The sequence below is a fragment of the Polynucleobacter sp. AP-Latsch-80-C2 genome (assembly GCF_018882185.1).
Taxonomy (GTDB): Bacteria; Pseudomonadota; Gammaproteobacteria; order Burkholderiales; family Burkholderiaceae; genus Polynucleobacter.
The window spans coordinates 65,021-83,180 of record NZ_JACVOY010000001.1 but is presented as its reverse complement, the minus strand read 5'-3'; the positions used below and the strand labels follow the sequence as shown (position 1 = coordinate 83,180).

The window sequence follows — 18,160 nt, the reverse complement described above, 5'->3', positions numbered from 1 at the left end:
CAATCTCCAGTTATTTAAATTCACGACTAGTTTTTGTTTTGCGATGTAAGCCAACAACATAAAACATGGCTAGATACACGCCCAATAAACACGGACCTAATACCAATGCAATCCGTGCATCCTCATGAAAGCCCATCAGCACAACTACCAATGCAATAAACGCTAGAGCAAACCACGAGGAATAGGGCCACCAAGGCGCGCGATAACTAAGCTCGGCTATTTGTGCTTTAGTCAATGAGCGGCGGAATTTCATTTGAGTGCATAAGATGGCAATCCACACCATTAAGCCCACAAAAGTGACGGCAGCCATAATGTATTGAAAAGCTTTATCAGGAACAAAGTAATTCAGTACCACTCCAGTCATACAGACGGCTACTGTGGCCATAACTGCGCGATGGGGTACGCCATAACGAGACAATGTTGCAAATGGTGCCGGCGCATAGCCATTGACTGATAGCGCATAGAGCAATCTGCCCCCACTGAAGATGCCCGCATTACAAGAGGAGAGTGCAGCTGTGATCACTACAAAATTAATTAAGCCGGCAGCCTCGCGCAAACCAATGCGCTCAAACATCACAACAAATGGACTGCCCTGTTGACCTACCTCATTCCAAGGGAAGATAGCCAGAATGACTAAGATCGCGCCCATATAGAAAATCAAGATGCGCCAGGCCAAAGAATCAATTGCCATAGGAATGGTTTTGCGTGGGTTCTCCGCCTCACCAGCAGACAGTCCAATCATTTCTATTCCGACATAAGCAAATAGAACCATTTGCAATGACAGCAGCATGCCACCAATACCGTTCGGGAAAAATCCACCGTGCTGCCAAAGATTGCTTAAGCCAATAGGTTGCCAATCATTCGTAAAACCAAAAAGAATGACTGATCCGCCTAATGCAATCATGGCAACTATTGCCACAACTTTGATTAAGGCAAACCAAAATTCAAATTCACCAAATACTTTGACGGCAATCAAGTTAATAAGACCCATCAAGAGAATTGATGAAAGCGCCCATATCCACTGAGGCATTTCTGGAAACCAGATACCCATGTAAATTCCTACTGCCGTTACTTCGGCAATGCCCACAACAATCCAGTAGGTCCAATACCCCCAGCCCACCATATAACCCGCTAATGGTCCAACATAGGTATTGGCATAGGCTGCAAATGAACCCGCAACCGGCTCATGAACAGCCATCTCACCAAGCGTTCGCAGCACAATAAATGCCACGATCCCTGCCAGTAAATAGCCTAGCAATATGGAGGGTCCTGCGATTTGTATGGCACTAGCTGAGCCTAAAAATAAGCCAACGCCAATCGTTGAGCCTAAGGCCATCAGGCGAATATGCCGGACTTTAAGGTGGCGTTTTAAGCCATTGTGTTCAGTCTGCAAAAGAGACCTCCTTTCGATTTGTCATTGGCGAGATACCAACGAGGCAAAGTCTAGGGAGGAGTTTGCGTAAGCACTAGGGCTTAAAAATATCGAATGTGATCAAACAAATAAAAATGAGCACTTCAAAATAATGCGCCCATATAAATCAAGACTCTGTGATGCAATTTTTTATTGTTGACGGCAAAAGAATCCGTAATTTCCTACAGGGATTCCCCTTAAGGATTTAAGGCTGAGCAGCAATCAGATTTAAGATCTCAGCAGCTGCAGCCAAACCACAAGCTGCCGTGACCATGACAGTAGAGCCATATCCAGAACAAGCCAGTCCGCCACTAGAGGCGCCTGCGCGGGGCTCATGAGAGTAGATAGCTCGTGCCCCCATTTTCTTTTTTAGATTTCTGGAAAAGCCATGATCCTGTCTTAAGCCCTGCCTTACCTTTGCCAATAAAGCATCTTGCTCAGTACGAGAGAGGTCATCACACCTCACTGAGGTTGGATCCGTTTTGCCGCCCGCAGCGCCGCACATGACAAGCAATCGATTATTTTGAGTGGCCCACAGTACTAAAGCAATTTTGGTTTGCACTGAATCAGTAGCATCTAACACTAGTGCTTCAGGAGGCACGAGAAGATCTAAATTTCCCGGCTCGAGAAATTCATCGCAGACAGTTAAGCGAATATCAGGATTAATTTGCCTAATACGTTCACTCATCGCTTGTACTTTTGCTTTTCCATACTGCCCTTCTAAAGCATGCAATTGACGATTGGTATTGCTCTCAGCAATATGATCAAAGTCAACTAGCACTAAGTGTCCAATACCCGTTCGAGCCAAGGCCTCAGCTGCCCAAGAGCCCACACCACCTAAACCGGCAACCACTACCGTAGATTGATGAAATCGCTCACGCAGCTCTGGACCATAGAGCCTCGATACACCCCCGAAACGTCTACTTTCTATGCTGTCTTCTACCTTGTCTTCTGCCATAGCTTCTCTTTATACTGAACAAATGGACCCTATTGCACAACTTCGCAAAAACTATACCTTCGGCCAACTCTCTGAAACTGAGGTTCCGCACAATCCACTCAACCTCTTTCAGCTTTGGTTTGACCAGGCCGTTAAAGCGGAGTGTCCTGAACCTAACTCCATGACTTTAGCCACCGCCAATCAGGCAGGTGATCCATCAGCTCGTATTGTCTTACTAAAAGGGGCCGATCAGAACGGCTTTACCTTCTTTACCAATTACGAAAGTCAAAAAGGACGAGATTTAGCGATTCGCCCCCAAGCAGCCCTGCTTTTTCATTGGCATGAATTAGAGCGCCAAGTACGTATTCAGGGGATCGTTGAGCGGGTTACAGCAGCAGAAAGCGATGAATACTTTCATTCCCGTCCTTCTGCCTCCAGAATTGGCGCCTGGGCCTCACCCCAGAGCCAGGCTATTCCCAGCAGAGAGTTCTTAGAAGAGGCAGAGAAACGGTTTAAAGCTGATTTTGGCGATGCGCCACCTCGCCCCGAACATTGGGGTGGTTATCGACTACGGCCAACCGAAATTGAATTTTGGCAAGGACGCCCATCTAGACTTCATGATCGTATTCATTACCAGCTTGAAGGTTCTAGCTGGAAGATCAATCGTCTAGCCCCCTAGCAATCCACTTCTTTTGACTAAGAATATTGGGGCGCTATGAGTGATTTAAATTTTGCTCTAAATTTAGCAAGTTTAGGGGCAACCACTGCCATGCAGTAACCTTGATTAGGATGCTGCACAAAGTAATTCTGGTGATACGCCTCGGCAGGATAAATGGTTGGCGCAGCATCAATCTGCGTCACTACTGGCGCAGCATAAATCTTTGAATCCTCTAATTCTTGAACCACCTCAAGAGCGACCTTGGTCTGTGCATCACTATGCGTAAAAATGACTGAACGATATTGGGTCCCATGATCGTTGCCTTGATAGTTCAAAGTAGTCGGATCATGGATCACAAAAAAGATTTCCAATAAGTCCCGAAAAGAAATCACTCGGGGGTCAAAAAGGATATCCACAATCTCCGCATGCCCAGTTGCTCCAGTGCAAACGGACTCATAACTAGGATTGGGGCGTGCGCCACCGCCATAGCCTGAGACAACTGAATGAACGCCCTGAATTTGCTGATAAACAGCCTCAAGACACCAAAAACATCCGCCACCTAAGGTGGCGCGCTCTAATTCAGATGGGGATTTATTTAATATTTCACTCATGGCTTTATCCTAATGCCTTATTCCAATCTCTGCCAACCTCGAATACGCCATGAATCGTTTTACGCTCCAACTTGATGAAATTAAGGCTGCTTTTGCCACTGAACCCAATCCCACACTAGAAGTCAGACTAGAGCGGATAGGTCGAATTGAAAAAATGATCGAGGCTAATGAAGAAAAAATCTGCAAAGTCCTGATGGCAGATTTTGGGGTGCGCAACCCCATTGAGACGCGCTTGGCAGAATTTCAGATGATTTATCAAGCCTGCAAATACACCCGCAAACACCTCAAAGAATGGATGCAGGTAACGCAAGTCGAGACACCCATTTCAATGGGATCTTCGAATGCCTGGATTCAAAGTCAAGCGCTTGGTGTTGTTGGAATCATGAGCCCTTGGAATTACCCTGTGCAATTAGCACTTCTACCAGCAATTGCCGCATTTGCTGCCGGGAATCGTGTTTGGCTCAAGCCCTCAGAGCGCTGCTCACGTACCTCAGGATTTCTCGCGAATTTGATTCAAGAATATTTTCACCCTACCGAGTTTTGCGTCACTACTGGTGATGCTGAAGTAGCTCAGCAATTTAGTGCACTGCCGTTTGATCATCTCTTATTTACCGGCGCTGAAAGTATCGGCAAGAAAGTGATGCGCGCCGCTTCGGAGCATTTGACTCCCATCACCTTGGAGCTTGGTGGTAAGTCGCCTGCGATTATCGATTCCTCTGCTAATGTAAAAGAGGCAGCAGGAAGCATTGCCTATGGCAAGCTACTGAATAGCGGTCAAACCTGCATTGCCCCAGATTATGTTTTGATTGAGCAAGGACAGCTTGATAGCTTTATCACTGAATTACAAACTGCAGCGCAAGTGCAATTCTCTAACCCAGAAGAATTAACTGGACCAATAGACGATGTACAACTGCAGTATTGGCAACACCTTGTCGCTGATGCGCTAGATCGTGGCGCCAAAGCAATTCCACTATTAAGCAATCCTTCAGCTGGCGCTAGAAGATTTGAGCCGATCGCCCTGACGAATTTATCTACCGATGCACGCGTTCTTCACGAAGAAGTATTTGGACCAATATTGCCAATCGTGACCATTGCAAATACTGATGCAGCAATTCAATTCGTGAACAACAAACCCAACCCACTCGCACTCTATTGGTTTGGTAAAGATAAAAAGAACCTACAAAAAGTTTTACAAGAAACTCGCTCTGGTGGCGTCACCATTAACGAAACACTCTTGCATGCGACCGTAGAGTCGCTCCCATTTGGCGGGACAGGTTCAAGCGGCATAGGGGCGTATCACGGCAAAGCAGGCTTTGATATTTTTAGTCATCGCAAATCTGTTATACAAGTGCGTGGCTTCTTAGGTTTCAATTTATGGAAAGGCAGCAGACTTGCACGCCCACCCTACGGCAAAGGTGTTGAGCGCCTGTTGCGCTTTCTCAAGTAATTAATTCGGGAAAACCCTTGCAATTTAGGCCCTAATCTGCCATACTGAGAGGCTTTTTTAAGCAATTTGATTCATCGCCCCCCAGCTATATTTCAGCGTACCGTTTAGAAGTCATAAACACCGAAGTTCAAAAAACGCGCTGCCGCCTGTCTGATGGTCGATGCCTTTGACCATCGCACCCTACAAAAACAATGGGTGCAACATACGGAGACATCCCTTAAAGGGGATGTGTAAGAGCATGACTTTTTCTAAAGAAACTAATCACGAGTCGCAAGACTCAAAACACGCTGGAAGTACCTTCCAGTCTTTCGCCCTCGCGGCGCCACTTCTTAAAAACGTTGCTGAACTGGGTTTCACCCAAGCCACTCCTGTTCAAGCTCAGGTTATTCCTGCTGCTTTAGCTGGTGGTGACTTATTGGTCAGCAGCCAAACCGGTAGCGGTAAAACCGCAGCCTTTTTATTGCCTTTGATTAATCAACTCATCGAAGACAACCCAAACGGCTCACCAGTACCAGGTCGCGCACAACCTAAAGTGTTAGTGCTCTGCCCTACTCGTGAATTAGCCCAACAGGTTGCCGCTGATGCAGTGAATTTAGTTCGCGGTATGAAAGGTATCCGTATCGCAACTGTTATGGGTGGCATGCCTTATGGCAAGCAAATCCAGGCTCTGAAAGGTGCATTGTTAGTTGTTGCAACTCCAGGTCGTTTACTCGATCTGGCCGATAGCAAAGCTATTCGCCTTGACGATGTAAAACAACTCGTTATCGATGAAGCCGATCGCATGCTTGACATGGGATTTGCGGACGATCTCGAGGCAATTGATAAGCGTTGCGCTGGACGTAACCAAACTTTGATGTTCTCTGCAACTTTTGCACCAAAGATTATGTCTTTGGCTAATGCATTAACTACAGATGCTAAGCGTATTGAACTTGCTCACGCAGGCGAAAAGCACGCCAATATCGAACAGAAGTTACATTGGGCTGACAGCATGTCACACAAGCATAAATTGCTCGAGCATATTTTGGCTGACGCCACTTTGGACCAAGCAGTTGTGTTTGCAAGCACTCAAGTTGAAAGCGAAAAAATCGCTGACACCCTACGTGCGAATGGCTACGAAGCAAGCGCCCTTCACGGTGCGATGCCTCAAGCTGTGCGTATGCGTCGCCTTGAGTCTTTACGTAAAGGTCACACCAAGATTTTGGTTGCGACTGACGTAGCAGCTCGCGGTATCGATGTGCCACGTATTAGTCACGTGATTAACTTTGGCTTGCCAATGAAACCTGAGGACTATACGCATCGCATCGGTCGTACTGGTCGTGCTGGTCGTAATGGCGTTGCCATCACTTTGGTAGAACATCGTGATCGCGCTAAGATCCGCAATATCGAGCGCTTTACACAGCAAGATATCGTTGCTTCAGTGATCGCTGGCCTTGAGCCACAAGCCAAGCCTAGCTTTGGTGGTGGCGGTGGACGTCCTGGTGGTCGCTCTGGTGGCGGTGGCGGTGGTAATCGCTCCGGTGGTGGTGGCGGTCGTTATGGTTCGGGTGCACGTTCTGAATCGCGCTTTGGCGGTGGCGGTACTGGCGGTGGTCGTTCATCTGACTCTCGTCCTGCACGCTCCGCGGATTCACGTCCTGCGCGTTCTGCTGACTCACGTCCTGCACGCACTGCGGATTCACGTCCTGCCGGTCCACGTTTTGCTAAACCAAAAGCTGGCGGCCAACGCAGAAACTTTAGCGGAAGCTAAAAATGATTCACCGTTATCGTCGCCGTTCTGCATGGAATCGAGTCGGTTCCGGTGAAATTCATGGGGCGCCACGAGAGTGGCAACCTTGGCTTAGCGATACGGGGTCTCTTACCCAAAAAATTGAGAAAGCAATTGGTCAAAAACTGGAAGTTCAGGTTTTGCGCGATTGCCCTCAAACCCTCAATAGCGACGAAAGTCGCTATTTTCATTTCCGCATCAGGCGTTGTCGTGTGCGGGAAGTTCTGCTCTGTTTCAATGGCACCCCTTTGGTGATGGCGCATAGTGTGATCCCCACTTTAAGTTCTAGCGGGAGTAACCACCCCATCTTGCGTTTAGGCAAAAAACCCTTGGGCGCCGTCTTATTTACCAAAGAAGGAAAGCGCTCCAAATCAAAGGCGCCACGCGATATCGCTCGCTTGGATAAACAAAGCCCTCTATGGAAAAAATGCTCTAAGAATTATTCAGGCCTGAGCTCGCCGTTATGGGCGCGTCGCACCCTCTATCAACTCAAAGGTCATCCTATTTTGGTTAATGAGATTTTCTTGCCAGAGTTGCTACGTTACCCTGCAGCTTAAAGCATTAACCAAGCCAAACTGGCCTTAATCAGCGCTTCATCACCTGGTTCAGTAGTAAACACTTCACCAAATCCAATCTCTTGGGCGGCATCTGCAATATTGTGATGTGGGCAAAGTGCGCTGGCGCTACTTAAGCCCTGCGTAAATTGATCCCGAATAACGCTGCCTAAATAACGTACTGCTTCTGATGACGTTAATAGCCATAGTGATTTAGAAAAATCCAGATCGTGAATTACTTGCCATGCAGGGTTATCAATATCTAAAGGTACGCGAGTGTAAGTAGAGATCGCCTCAACCTGAGCGCCAGCATTTTTTAAGGTATCGGCCAACCAATCGCGCCCACCCTCACCTTTAAAAATTACTACTTTCTGATCTTGCCAATTCCAGCCTAAGCTTTGCAGTTCATGCCACAAACCTTCGGAGTCCCACTGCTCATTATCCTGGGGCATCACAATCGGTGTGGGCTTTATTTCTAATCCGATTCCATGATTATTCAAAGCTAATTTGCTGCTGCCCCCCATCACACCAATGGGAATAATGCTTTTTGAGAAGTCCTGCCAATCGCGCTCTAGCAAGCGCATCACACACTCAATAGCATTAGGGCTAACAAAGATAGCAAGATCGGCATTTTTTAGGATACTGGCAATGCGGTCTGCTAATACCTCATCGGTTTTTGGAACGATCGTTAATAAAGGCAGGGAAAGAATTTCTGGGAAGCTGCGCTTAGCAACGCCACTGAGCTCAATAGTTTTTGTTAATACTTCAATGAGCTGGCGAGCCTGTCCGCTAGGCCGCGTCACAATGATGGTTTTAGCACTCATCGCTTAACTTCAATCAATCTATTTGGAGATTTTTGGAATGAGATCTGCTGCGCCCTGTGCCAATAAATCTTGCGCTACAGCAAGCCCCAAGGCTTCAGCATCCTCAACTGACCGAACGACTGCATTGCCATTCGCTAGGCATATTGCCTTACCGTCCGTACTCGCCACAAAAGATCGAATTTGCATCTGATGGTTATCCCAAATAGCATGCGCAGCTAAAGGCACTTCACAAGAGCCGCCTAACTGACGAGACACCATGCGCTCTGCAGAGACCGCTAATAAAGTTGGCATGTCATTTAAGGGCGCAAGCCAGCGCTTAATATTGGGATGCTTACTTAATGTCTCGATACCTAAAGCGCCTTGACCTGCAGCAGGAGTATAGGGATCATAAGGGAGATACGCTTTAATACGACTCTCTAAACCCAGACGCTTTAATCCTGCGGCGGCCAAAATGATGGCCTGATACTCACCACGATCTAGCTTGCCCATGCGGGTATCTAAATTCCCCCGCAAAGCTTGTATCTCTATCTGTGGAAATTTAGAGCGCAATACAGATTCACGACGCAAGCTTGAAGTTCCAACAATCGATCCCTTTGGGAGAGCCTCGAGGCTGGCATAGTCATTAGAAACAAATGCATCGCGCGCATCTTCTCTTTCCATTACGCAAGATAGATCAAAACCCTCTGGCATCACCATTGGGACATCTTTGAGGGAATGCACAGCCAAATCAGCGCGACCATCCTCTAAGGCAGCTTCCAGCTCTTTTACGAAAAGACCTTTGCCGCCAACTTTTGAGAGGGCTCTATCCAAAATTTGGTCGCCACGGGTGGTCATGCCCAAAATCTGAATATCACACTCTGGATAGAGCTTTTTGAGGCAATCTCGGACGTGTTCGGCCTGCCACATGGCTAGGCGACTTTCACGGGAGGCAATTACCAAGCGTTTTGGGGTGCCTAAGGTAGCGGACGAGGATGAAGAATTCGGGGTTTGGGACATAACATTTAAAATAATCAAAGACCTACACCAATATACTGTGTTTATGAGCTCATCTAAAAATTCCTTAGCCAACAAAGCCCAAGCTTGGTCGGCCCGTTTTGCCGAACCGGTAGACGAACTTGTACAGCGTTATACAGCCTCCATTGGCTTTGATCAACGCTTTGCTATGGTCGATATTGCTGGATCCTTGGCCCATGCAGAAATGCTGGCGATCCAGAAAATCATCAGCGCCCAAGATTTGGCCGATATTCAAAAGGGTATGGCCCAAATTAAGAGCGAAATTGAAGCCGGTCAATTTGACTGGCAACTAGCGCTAGAAGATGTTCACCTCAATATTGAAGCGCGCCTCACGCAATTAGTTGGTGATGCTGGCAAGCGTTTACATACCGGTCGTTCACGTAACGATCAAGTAGCCACTGACTTACGTCTTTGGTTGCGCGGTAGTGTTGACGATATTGCGGTTACCTTAAAAAGTTTACGTACTGCCCTCTTGGATTTAGCCGAGAAGCATGCTGCCACGATCATGCCTGGCCACACTCACTTACAAGTAGCGCAGCCCATTACGTTTGGCCACCACTTGATGGCTTATTACGAAATGTTTAGCCGTGATGCTACGCGCTTAACTGATTTGCGTGCACGCTTTAATCGCTTGCCACTCGGCGCTGCAGCCCTGGCTGGTACCACCTACCCGATTGATCGCGAACAAGTTGCCCGCACTTTAGGCTTTGACGGTATTTGCAACAACTCATTAGATGCCGTATCTGATCGCGACTTTGCTATTGAGTTCTGTGCGTTTGCCTCCATCTTGATGATGCACGTCTCGCGCCTGTCTGAAGAATTAATTCTTTGGCTTAGCCCGCGCTTTGGCTTTATCGATTTACCAGATCGCTTTTGCACTGGTAGCTCGATCATGCCGCAGAAAAAGAATCCAGACGTTCCCGAGTTAGCCCGCGGTAAGACTGGGCGTGTCTATGGCGATTTGATTTCTTTACTGACACTCATGAAGGGGCAGCCACTGGCCTACAACAAAGATAATCAAGAAGATAAAGAACCTTTGTTTGATGCAGTAGATACTGTGCAAGATACCTTGCGGATCTTCGCTGATATGGTGCCCCATATTGAAGTGAAGGCCGAAGTGATGAAGGCGGCCGCTGAAGAAGGTTTTGCTACCGCTACTGACTTAGCGGATTATTTAGTGAAAAAAGGGTTAGCTTTCCGTGACGCACACGAAGCGGTTGCTCATGCAGTAAAGGCTTGCGTTGGCAGAAACTGCATGCTGACGGATCTTAGCCTCTCTGAACTGCGCTTTGCCTGTGGCCTAGATAACCGCCCAGAACTCATGAGCGATGATGTATTTGCCTTATTAACGGTGGATGGCTCAGTGCAATCTCGGCAACATGCTGGGGGCACGGCACCATCACAAGTTCTTGCCGCCATCAAAAGAGGTCGTGCAGACTTCTAAAACGCATGGGGTTCTGGTCTAAGCTCTCCTCAGGCATCGATCGCATCAATCAGTTGCTGGGCAGTGCTGCCAGCATCATGATTTTGTTGTCCTGTGTCGTTTCAGCGGCAAATGCATTACTTCGCTACGGCCTAGATATCAGCAACAACTGGCCCCTAGAACTTCAGTGGTATCTCTTTAGTGCCGCAGTCATGTTAGGTGCCTCATACACCCTCAAGCGTAATGAGCACGTGCGAGTTGACTTAATTTATTCGCATCTATCGGATCATGGTCGTCTTTGGGTGGACTTGCTAGGGTTGATTTTCTTTCTCATGCCCGCCTGCATTCTCTTTACTTGGCTGTCATGGACAACGCTCTTTTATCCCTCTTGGTTAGTCATGGAGCATTCGCTCAATGCCGGAGGTATGGCGCGCTATCCCATTAAATTTGTCGTCCCGTTTGGATTTTTTATGTTGAGCCTGCAAGGCCTCTCTGAAATCATCAAGCGCATCGGCGCTCTCAGGGGTGAGATTACATTGCCTACCGAAGATCTTCGTTACGAAAAACCTACCCAATGATTCCGTTAGAGTGGATGCCCCCTTTGATGTTTGGCGGCCTAGTTGTCTTTATGTTGATCGGCTTTCCGGTGGCATTTTCTTTAATGGCTGCGGGCTTATTTTTTTCAGTTATTGCTATGAGCGAAGGCTTTTTTGGCATGTCTTTTTTACAGGCCATTCCACAACGCATCTTTGGCAGCGTCCTAGCGAATGATCTTCTTTTGGCTATCCCCTTCTTCACCTTTATGGGGGCGATACTTGAGCGCTGTGGTCTCGCCGAAGAGATGCTCGACTCGATGGGTCAACTGTTTGGACGTATTCGAGGTGGCTTAGGCTACTCCGTCATCATTGTTGGCTTTATCTTGGGTGCCATTACCGGCACAGTTGCCGCTCAGGTGATCGCCATGGCCATGATCTCTTTACCAGTGATGGTGCGCTATGGTTACAACATGCGTTATGCCACAGGCGTCTTAGCAGCCTCAGGAACGATTACGCAGCTCGTCCCCCCTTCATTAGTCTTGATTGTGTTGGCCGATCAATTGAAAACCCAAAGTGGCAGTGCCGATGTTGGCAGCATGTATCTCGGTGCTTGGGGGCCGTCTCTTTTGCAGATAGCACTATTTGCGCTCTATACCTTCTTTTTGAGCCGCTTTCGTCCAGACTATTTACCCGCCGTTCCGGAGAGTGAACTCACCCTTACAGGATGGGCGCTCTGGAAAAAATGTTTAATGGGCATTATTCCCTCAGCAGTGCTGATCTTCTTGGTCTTAGGCACAATCATGACTGGCATTGCCACACCAACGGAGTCTGGTGCGATGGGCGCGATGGGCGCTTTACTCTTGGCTTGGCTGCGGAGGGCCAGCATCCCCAATCTCAAAGGCCTTATTCAGCAGGCGTATCAAAACACCATGCGCATTACCGCTATGGTCGTATTTATTTTGATAGGATCCACTTGCTTCTCGGTTGTTTTCCAAGGTGTAGATGGCGGACGCTGGGTTGAAGAACTCTTTTCCAACCTTCCAGGTGGCTGGGTAGGCTTTTTAATTGTGGTTAACCTCTTTGTCTTTTTCCTGGCTTTCTTCTTAGACTTTTTTGAGATTGCTTTTATCGTAGTGCCCATGCTTGCACCAGTAGCGGTAAAGCTACTGTCACCAGTCTTACTAGACTCCATGAATGGTAACCCTCAGGCCGCAGCTAGCGCAGCCTTAGTCTGGTTTGGCGTGATGCTGTGCGTTAATATGCAAACCTCCTTCATGCATCCGCCTTTTGGCTTTGCGCTGTTCTACCTCAGAGGCGTAGCGCCAAAAGAAGTCAAGAGTAGTGATATCTACTGGGGCGCATTACCTTGGGTAGGATTGCAGCTTGTGATGGTCGTTGTGGTGATGGCATTCCCTGCCCTGGTCACTACTCTCCTCGATAAGCCTGCAGCAGTGGTACAAAGTCAGGAATTTAATTTCACCAACAGTGATGACAGTAAACCAGAGGTAAGCTCAAACAAAGTGGATGAGGATGCTCCGGTGAACTTTCAGCTGGATAAGCCAGGTAAGTAGGGCTGGTAAAGACTTTATTCATAGTGATAGCGGCACGCAATAATCACTAATTGGTTTTTTTCAATTGCGTAAACCAGTCGATGGACATCATCAATACGCCTTGACCAAAACCCTGAAAGACTTTCCCTCAACTCCTCTGGTTTTCCAATGCCATCTTTGGGGTTTCTCAGCGCATCCTTAATAAGAATATTTATACGCTTTAAAGTTTTTTTATCTTGCCCTTGCCAATAAACGTAATCTGACCAAGCTGCACTAGTCCAAACCAACCTACTTAGCATCCACTAAAGCCTTCTCTTTCACCTGACCTTTGCGATACTGCGCCACTGATTTCTCCAAGTGTTTTACGTTAGCAGGTGATTTTAATAAATGGAGTGTTTCCATCATGCTGTTATAGGTATTCAAGGACATGACCACAGCATCCTCGGCATCTCTGCGAGAAATAATGGCAACATCGCAATCCGATACAACTTGGTCAATAACTTGCTTGAATTGACTTCTGGCATCTGAAAAATTGATTACTCGCATTCTATCCCCCCTACTTGTTCTATATATTGTACAAGTATAAATGCAAGCTCTTTCGGTCGCAAGTAAAAAAATACCCTGCAAATGCAGGGTATTAGCGTTTAAAACCAGGGATCATAGGATTACAAAGTAATATCTGGCTCTTGCCTTACGCAATCGACGTAGTATTCGCTGCGTCCATCAACATCCGCCTTCACTAATCCATGAATATCGGTTTCAAAGCCAGGGAACTTCTCGTTGAAGTCACGGGCAAAGTAGAGATAGTCCACAATCCGCTTATTAAAACGCTCACCTGGAATGAGAAGCGGAATCCCTGGTGGATATGGCGTTACTAACATTGCCGTCACACGACCATCCAATTTATCCAGCGGAACACGATCTACTTCTTTGTGTGCCATCTTAGCCCACGCTTCCGATGGCATCATTGCGGGTTCCATATCAGAGGTATACATCTCCGTTGTCATACGAGCAACGTTGCGGCTCTTATAGAACTCATGAATCTGCTGGCAGATATCCTTCAAGCCAACGCGCTCATAGCGTGGGTGCTTTGCCACAAACTCCGGCAAGACTTTCCATAAAGGCGCATTCTTATCGAAGTGATCTTTAAATTGCTGAAGCTCAGTAACTAAAGTATTCCAACGACCTTTTGTAATGCCAATCGTGAACATGATGAAGAATGAGTACAGACCGCACTTCTCCACGATCACACCATGCTCAGCCAAATACTTGGTGACGATGCTCGCTGGAATACCCATTGAGCCAAAGTTACCCTCAATATCCAAACCTGGGGTGACAACAGTGGCCTTAATTGGGTCCAGCATGTTGAAATCTTTAGCCAACTTACCAAAGTCATGCCATGAAGCTGAAGGCTCTAAGATCCAGTCTGAGCGCTCGCCAATACCCTCTTCAGCCAAGTGGTCTGGACCCCAAACCTTAAACCACCAATCGGCGCCAAACTTTTCATCAACTTCACGCATCGCGCGACGGAAGTCCATCGCTTCAGCAATCGACTCCTCTACCAGCGTAGTACCACCTGGAGATTCCATCATCGCTGCGGATACATCACACGAAGCAATAATCGCGTATTGCGGACTTGTGGAGGTATGCATCAAGTAGGCTTCATTGAAGCAATCGCGATCGAGCTTATGCTCATCGGCATCCTGTACCAACACCTGAGAGGCTTGCGACAAACCAGCAAGCAACTTGTGTGTCGACTGGGTAGCAAACATCAAACTCTTTTTTGTGCGCTTACGATCAGCGCCAATGGCATGCATATCTTTATAGAAGGGGTGGAATGCCGCATGTGGCAACCAAGCCTCATCAAAGTGCAAAGAGTCTACCTTGCCATCGAGCATTTCTTTAATCATCTCTACGTTATAGACAATGCCGTCATAAGTACTCTGAGTCAAAGTCATGACGCGTGGCACAATATCTTTATTCTTAATAAATGGATTGGCATCAATTTTCTTCTTGATGTTTTTCCACTCGAACTCTTCTTTTGGAATTGGACCAATAATGCCTAAGTGATTGCGGGTAGGCATCAAGAAAATCGGAATCGCGCCCATCATCGTGATGGAATGAATCACAGATTTATGGCAATTACGGTCAACCAGTACTACGTCGCCAGGGGCTACAGTAGAGTGCCAAACGATTTTGTTTGAGGTCGAGGTACCGTTAGTGACAAAGAACAAATGGTCTGCATTAAAGATGCGCGCAGCATTACGCTCGCTCTGCAATACCGGGCCGGTATGGTCCAGTAGCTGCCCCAGCTCTTCTACAGCGTTACAAACGTCTGCACGCAACATGTTCTCACCGAAAAATTGGTGGAACATTCGTCCTACTGGGCTTTTTAAGAACGCCACTCCACCGGAGTGTCCAGGGCAATGCCAAGAATACGATCCTTCAGATGCGTAATTGGTCAGCGCGCGGAAAAAAGGTGGCGCTAATGAATCGAGATAGACCTTTGCCTCACGAATGATGTGGCGTGCCACGAATTCTGGAGTGTCTTCGTTCATATGAATAAAGCCATGCAACTCACGCAAGATATCGTTTGGCATATGGCGTGAAGTACGCGTCTCGCCATACAAAAAGATCGGAATATCTTCATTACGTTTACGAACTTCAGTAATAAAGGCACGTAAATTATTTAAGGCTGGTAGATCCTGATCTTCAGAGTCAGTAACAAATTCTTCATCATCAATCGACACGATGAAAGAAGAAGCGCGGGATGCTTGCTGAGCAAAGGAAGTGAGGTCACCATAACTGGTGAGGCCAATGACTTCCATGCCTTCGTTCTCAATAGCTTCCGCTAAGTCACGAATACCGGAACCCGAAATATTTTCGGAACGGAAGTCCTCATCAATAATGATGATTGGGAAACGAAATTTCATAAATACCCCCTGCTAACTTGTCCGATGTATTCGGAACCCACTTCTCAAAATTGGACAAATCGATGACTCGTCCACCATCTGGCAAAACCGTGACTATATCGACAAAAGTCGCATTTTGCTGCACATCTCTTGGCAAGTAAACATGTCGCGCATAAACCTGGTTGGCTAAGCTCTCGTGATAACCCGTAAAGGTGATCAATAGATGCCATTGCTGCTCCATCGCCGAATTATCCAAGTATTCTTTTAAAGCGCTGGTTTCATCTAAGCTATGCATCGCTGTCCACGTTAAAGAGAATACGGGGCTTTCGGAACGGTGTAAGGGTAGCTCAACCGAACGGCGATAGCGCTCACCTTCAGAGGTCATACTTTCAGCAATGAGCCAGAGCCGAAGTTGGGCCTCCACAATGTGGGAACTACGATCATTGGCAACCCGAAACTTGAGTGTTCTTGTGCCATCATGATTGCCCACAACGGCAACTTTTGAAAACCGTACACCAGCAGTCGGCCTTGTAAAGCGCGCAAATGCCAAACCGGTTGTTAATGCTGAATACACAATGCCAAAAAATGCCTCAAAGGTCACAATCGAGTTTGGCCAATGACCTACTGGGGTCATCTGACCGTAACCAATGGTTGCCATGGTTTGCACGCTGAAATAAAAAACATCAATTAAGGAACCTGATTTGGTATTTGTAATGGCACCTGGGCCGCAGGCGAGATAAGCAAAGGCAAATAAAAGATTGGTGCCTAAATAAACTAGGATTACCAGTAATAGGAAGCTTGCCCAACTGGTGCCCAACAGCCAATGGTAGAAATTATTTTCAGGGCGGGCTACTGCGGAGCGCGTGAGCGATGCGCGATATTCTTCCAGGTTAATCCGTGCAGGATTAGGACTGAAATGAAATTTACGCACTGCCGGAAATGGCTTAGGTCTTAGGCAGGGTTACGCCCCGCTGACCTTGATACTTACCACCACGATCTTTATACGAGGTTCCGCAAACTTCATCACTCTCAAAGAACAATACTTGTGCACATCCCTCACCCGCGTAAATTTTTGCAGGCAATGGTGTGGTGTTAGAAAATTCCAGAGTCACATAACCTTCCCATTCAGGCTCGAATGGAGTGACGTTCACAATAATTCCGCAACGCGCATAAGTACTCTTACCAACGCAGACAGTTAGAACACTACGAGGAATCTTAAAGTACTCAACGGTCCTGGCTAATGCAAAAGAATTCGGTGGAATGATGCAAACATCACCCTTGAAATCTACAAAGGATTGTTCATCGAAATTCTTAGGGTCAACAATTGTGCTGTTGATGTTGGTAAATATCTTGAATTCGTCTGCACAACGAATGTCATAGCCATAGCTTGAAGTGCCATAACTTACGATTTTGTTGCCGGCAGCGTCTTGGCGAACTTGCCCAGGTTCAAATGGGCTGATCATGCCTTGCTCGCCCATGCGGCGGATCCAGTGGTCAGATTTAATAGTCATGGCCGAATTGTAAAACCTTAGCCGACGACTGCCCAATATTTATAGGGCCTAGGTAGCTAAAAATGAGGGATTTTGGCTAAAAACTACGCGCTCAGGGGCGTTGTAGATCTCGAAGTGTTTTCCTGAGCAGCGGGACAAGATGGTGAGATTGGTTTTACGGGCCAACTCGAGACCCATCAGAGTGACTCCAGAGCGCGTTAGGAGGAAGGGAATACCCATTTGAGCACCCTTAATCACCATCTCCGAGGTAAGTCGTCCGGTGGTAAAGAAAACCAAGTCTTTGCCAGGCTTATCGGCTAACCACATCAAGCCCGAAATGGAATCAACGGCGTTATGTCTACCCACATCTTCAATGAAGTGCAGCAGCTTGACGGAGTGGTCTCCCTGTCGTTCAAAGACAGCACAGGCATGAACGGACCCAGACTTCTTGTAAATTGTGTCATGAACCCGAATGGTATCTACCAGAGCCACAATTGCCTCTTGGGATAACTGAGGTCCATTTGGAAGTTGTATCTCGGACATCTCGTCCATTAACCCACCAAACATGGTGCCTTGCCCGCACCCCGTTGTAACGACCCGCTTGCTCGTCAAGGCATCAATATCAACAGTGCTGCGCCGTGTTTTAACGGCAGCTGAATCAGTCTCCCAATCCACTTGAATACTTTCGATATCGCCAGGAGATTCCACCATGCGCTGATTTCTCAGATAACCCAGAACTAAAGCCTCAGGAGCACTGCCGAGCGTCATTAAGGTAACCACTTCACGCTTATCCAGATAAATGGTCAGCGGACGCTCCCCTGGAACGTGGGTTAACTTGGTCCGCCCCATCTCATCCATAACCTCCACCTCATGCACCAAGGGCACGGAGGCATTTGACATCTGGATATGAGGCTTTACTGCCATAAAACGCTTTCGAAAACGGGTTTAAATTAGAGTTTATCGGTCTTTATCGATGCTCTGCGGAGCTTTACTTTAACTGCAGACTAAAATTACTGCTTAATCAATAC

General features: G+C 47.3%; 18 protein-coding genes. 7 read left to right on the top strand and 11 right to left on the bottom strand.

Going from position 1 to position 18,160, the window contains the following annotated elements; translation table 11 throughout:
• Positions 1 to 10: 10 nt before the first annotated feature.
• Positions 11 to 1,393: an amino acid permease gene (locus ICN47_RS00420; protein WP_216217957.1), complete on the bottom strand. Its 1,383-nt coding sequence runs from the start codon at positions 1,391 to 1,393 to the stop codon at positions 11 to 13.
• A gap of 223 nt (positions 1,394 to 1,616) precedes the next feature.
• The gene (locus ICN47_RS00415) at positions 1,617 to 2,369 is read right to left on the bottom strand and encodes a ThiF family adenylyltransferase (RefSeq protein ID WP_216217956.1); all 753 of its coding nucleotides are present in this window, start codon (positions 2,367 to 2,369) and stop codon (positions 1,617 to 1,619) included.
• Positions 2,370 to 2,391: 22 nt separating this feature from the next.
• Between ICN47_RS00415 and pdxH the strand changes: the two genes are divergently transcribed.
• Entirely contained in the window at positions 2,392 to 3,027 is a 636-nt protein-coding gene (gene pdxH, locus ICN47_RS00410) for a pyridoxamine 5'-phosphate oxidase (protein WP_216217955.1), read from the top strand.
• Positions 3,028 to 3,044: 17 nt separating this feature from the next.
• On the opposite strand, the gene msrA is transcribed toward pdxH, so the two are convergent.
• Positions 3,045 to 3,617: a peptide-methionine (S)-S-oxide reductase MsrA gene (msrA, locus tag ICN47_RS00405; protein WP_216217954.1), complete on the bottom strand. Its 573-nt coding sequence runs from the start codon at positions 3,615 to 3,617 to the stop codon at positions 3,045 to 3,047.
• Positions 3,618 to 3,666: 49 nt separating this feature from the next.
• Here msrA and ICN47_RS00400 point away from each other — a divergent pair, with 49 nt between their 5' ends.
• The 3 genes from ICN47_RS00400 (at position 3,667) to ICN47_RS00390 (ending at position 7,386) form a co-directional block, all read left to right on the top strand.
• Complete coding sequence (locus tag ICN47_RS00400) at positions 3,667 to 5,064, top strand: coniferyl aldehyde dehydrogenase (RefSeq protein ID WP_216217953.1); 1,398 nt, start codon at positions 3,667 to 3,669, stop codon at positions 5,062 to 5,064.
• Between the two features lie 238 nt (positions 5,065 to 5,302).
• Complete coding sequence (locus ICN47_RS00395) at positions 5,303 to 6,811, top strand: DEAD/DEAH box helicase (protein WP_216217952.1); 1,509 nt, start codon at positions 5,303 to 5,305, stop codon at positions 6,809 to 6,811.
• Between the two features lie 2 nt (positions 6,812 to 6,813).
• Positions 6,814 to 7,386, top strand: a complete 573-nt coding sequence (locus tag ICN47_RS00390) for a chorismate lyase (RefSeq protein WP_216217951.1) — start codon at positions 6,814 to 6,816, stop codon at positions 7,384 to 7,386.
• Here the strand turns inward: ICN47_RS00390 and ICN47_RS00385 are convergent.
• Positions 7,383 to 8,207, bottom strand: a complete 825-nt coding sequence (locus tag ICN47_RS00385; protein WP_216217950.1) for a uroporphyrinogen-III synthase — start codon at positions 8,205 to 8,207, stop codon at positions 7,383 to 7,385. The two genes, ICN47_RS00390 and ICN47_RS00385, sit on opposite strands and share 4 nt — an antisense overlap.
• A gap of 18 nt (positions 8,208 to 8,225) precedes the next feature.
• The gene (hemC, locus tag ICN47_RS00380) at positions 8,226 to 9,203 is read right to left on the bottom strand and encodes a hydroxymethylbilane synthase (protein ID WP_216217949.1); all 978 of its coding nucleotides are present in this window, start codon (positions 9,201 to 9,203) and stop codon (positions 8,226 to 8,228) included.
• A 43-nt stretch (positions 9,204 to 9,246) separates the two neighbouring features.
• On the opposite strand from hemC, the gene argH reads away from it, so the two are divergent.
• From argH to ICN47_RS00365, 3 genes are read left to right on the top strand one after another with little or no spacing between them, the layout of a single operon-like run.
• On the top strand, positions 9,247 to 10,665 hold the full coding sequence (gene argH, locus ICN47_RS00375; RefSeq protein ID WP_216217948.1) for an argininosuccinate lyase: 1,419 nt from the start codon (positions 9,247 to 9,249) through the stop codon (positions 10,663 to 10,665).
• Between the two features lie 5 nt (positions 10,666 to 10,670).
• Positions 10,671 to 11,222 (top strand): TRAP transporter small permease subunit, encoded by a 552-nt coding sequence (locus ICN47_RS00370; protein ID WP_216217947.1) that lies wholly within the window; start codon positions 10,671 to 10,673, stop codon positions 11,220 to 11,222.
• Positions 11,219 to 12,751 (top strand): TRAP transporter large permease subunit, encoded by a 1,533-nt coding sequence (locus tag ICN47_RS00365; RefSeq protein WP_216217946.1) that lies wholly within the window; start codon positions 11,219 to 11,221, stop codon positions 12,749 to 12,751. Before ICN47_RS00370 ends, ICN47_RS00365 begins: the two co-directional genes overlap by 4 nt.
• Before the next feature lie 14 nt (positions 12,752 to 12,765).
• Here ICN47_RS00365 and ICN47_RS00360 read toward each other — a convergent pair whose 3' ends face one another.
• The 6 genes from ICN47_RS00360 to ICN47_RS00335 all read right to left on the bottom strand — a co-directional run bounded on the left by ICN47_RS00360 (position 12,766) and on the right by ICN47_RS00335 (position 18,056).
• The gene (locus ICN47_RS00360) at positions 12,766 to 13,029 is read right to left on the bottom strand and encodes a Txe/YoeB family addiction module toxin (protein ID WP_216217945.1); all 264 of its coding nucleotides are present in this window, start codon (positions 13,027 to 13,029) and stop codon (positions 12,766 to 12,768) included.
• Positions 13,019 to 13,276, bottom strand: coding sequence for a type II toxin-antitoxin system Phd/YefM family antitoxin (locus ICN47_RS00355; RefSeq protein WP_216217944.1), 258 nt, complete (start codon positions 13,274 to 13,276; stop codon positions 13,019 to 13,021). The genes ICN47_RS00360 and ICN47_RS00355 overlap by 11 nt, the downstream gene beginning before the upstream one ends.
• Positions 13,277 to 13,395: 119 nt before the next feature.
• Complete coding sequence (locus ICN47_RS00350) at positions 13,396 to 15,663, bottom strand: arginine/lysine/ornithine decarboxylase (RefSeq protein WP_216217943.1); 2,268 nt, start codon at positions 15,661 to 15,663, stop codon at positions 13,396 to 13,398.
• Positions 15,632 to 16,573: an ion channel gene (locus tag ICN47_RS00345; protein WP_216217942.1), complete on the bottom strand. Its 942-nt coding sequence runs from the start codon at positions 16,571 to 16,573 to the stop codon at positions 15,632 to 15,634. The genes ICN47_RS00350 and ICN47_RS00345 overlap by 32 nt, the downstream gene beginning before the upstream one ends.
• A gap of 13 nt (positions 16,574 to 16,586) precedes the next feature.
• Positions 16,587 to 17,153, bottom strand: coding sequence for a dCTP deaminase (dcd, locus tag ICN47_RS00340; RefSeq protein ID WP_071464932.1), 567 nt, complete (start codon positions 17,151 to 17,153; stop codon positions 16,587 to 16,589).
• A gap of 48 nt (positions 17,154 to 17,201) precedes the next feature.
• A complete protein-coding gene (locus tag ICN47_RS00335; protein WP_216217941.1) occupies positions 17,202 to 18,056 on the bottom strand; it encodes a formate dehydrogenase accessory sulfurtransferase FdhD in 855 nt (284 codons plus the stop codon).
• Positions 18,057 to 18,160 lie beyond the last annotated feature (104 nt).

Bases quoted from the DNA above. Each gene is read 5' to 3' on its own strand.
- ICN47_RS00415 (WP_216217956.1), bottom strand. From the start codon at position 2,369: ATGGCAGAAGACAAGGTAGAAGACAGCATAGAAAGTAGACGTTTCGGG.
- pdxH (WP_216217955.1), top strand. From the start codon at position 2,392: ATGGACCCTATTGCACAACTTCGCAAAAACTATACCTTCGGCCAACTC.
- msrA (WP_216217954.1), bottom strand. From the start codon at position 3,617: ATGAGTGAAATATTAAATAAATCCCCATCTGAATTAGAGCGCGCCACC.
- ICN47_RS00400 (WP_216217953.1), top strand. From the start codon at position 3,667: ATGAATCGTTTTACGCTCCAACTTGATGAAATTAAGGCTGCTTTTGCC.
- ICN47_RS00395 (WP_216217952.1), top strand. From the start codon at position 5,303: ATGACTTTTTCTAAAGAAACTAATCACGAGTCGCAAGACTCAAAACAC.
- ICN47_RS00390 (WP_216217951.1), top strand. From the start codon at position 6,814: ATGATTCACCGTTATCGTCGCCGTTCTGCATGGAATCGAGTCGGTTCC.
- ICN47_RS00385 (WP_216217950.1), bottom strand. From the start codon at position 8,207: ATGAGTGCTAAAACCATCATTGTGACGCGGCCTAGCGGACAGGCTCGC.
- hemC (WP_216217949.1), bottom strand. From the start codon at position 9,203: ATGTCCCAAACCCCGAATTCTTCATCCTCGTCCGCTACCTTAGGCACC.
- argH (WP_216217948.1), top strand. From the start codon at position 9,247: ATGAGCTCATCTAAAAATTCCTTAGCCAACAAAGCCCAAGCTTGGTCG.
- ICN47_RS00370 (WP_216217947.1), top strand. From the start codon at position 10,671: ATGGGGTTCTGGTCTAAGCTCTCCTCAGGCATCGATCGCATCAATCAG.
- ICN47_RS00365 (WP_216217946.1), top strand. From the start codon at position 11,219: ATGATTCCGTTAGAGTGGATGCCCCCTTTGATGTTTGGCGGCCTAGTT.
- ICN47_RS00360 (WP_216217945.1), bottom strand. From the start codon at position 13,029: ATGCTAAGTAGGTTGGTTTGGACTAGTGCAGCTTGGTCAGATTACGTT.
- ICN47_RS00355 (WP_216217944.1), bottom strand. From the start codon at position 13,276: ATGCGAGTAATCAATTTTTCAGATGCCAGAAGTCAATTCAAGCAAGTT.
- ICN47_RS00350 (WP_216217943.1), bottom strand. From the start codon at position 15,663: ATGAAATTTCGTTTCCCAATCATCATTATTGATGAGGACTTCCGTTCC.
- dcd (WP_071464932.1), bottom strand. From the start codon at position 17,153: ATGACTATTAAATCTGACCACTGGATCCGCCGCATGGGCGAGCAAGGC.
- ICN47_RS00335 (WP_216217941.1), bottom strand. From the start codon at position 18,056: ATGGCAGTAAAGCCTCATATCCAGATGTCAAATGCCTCCGTGCCCTTG.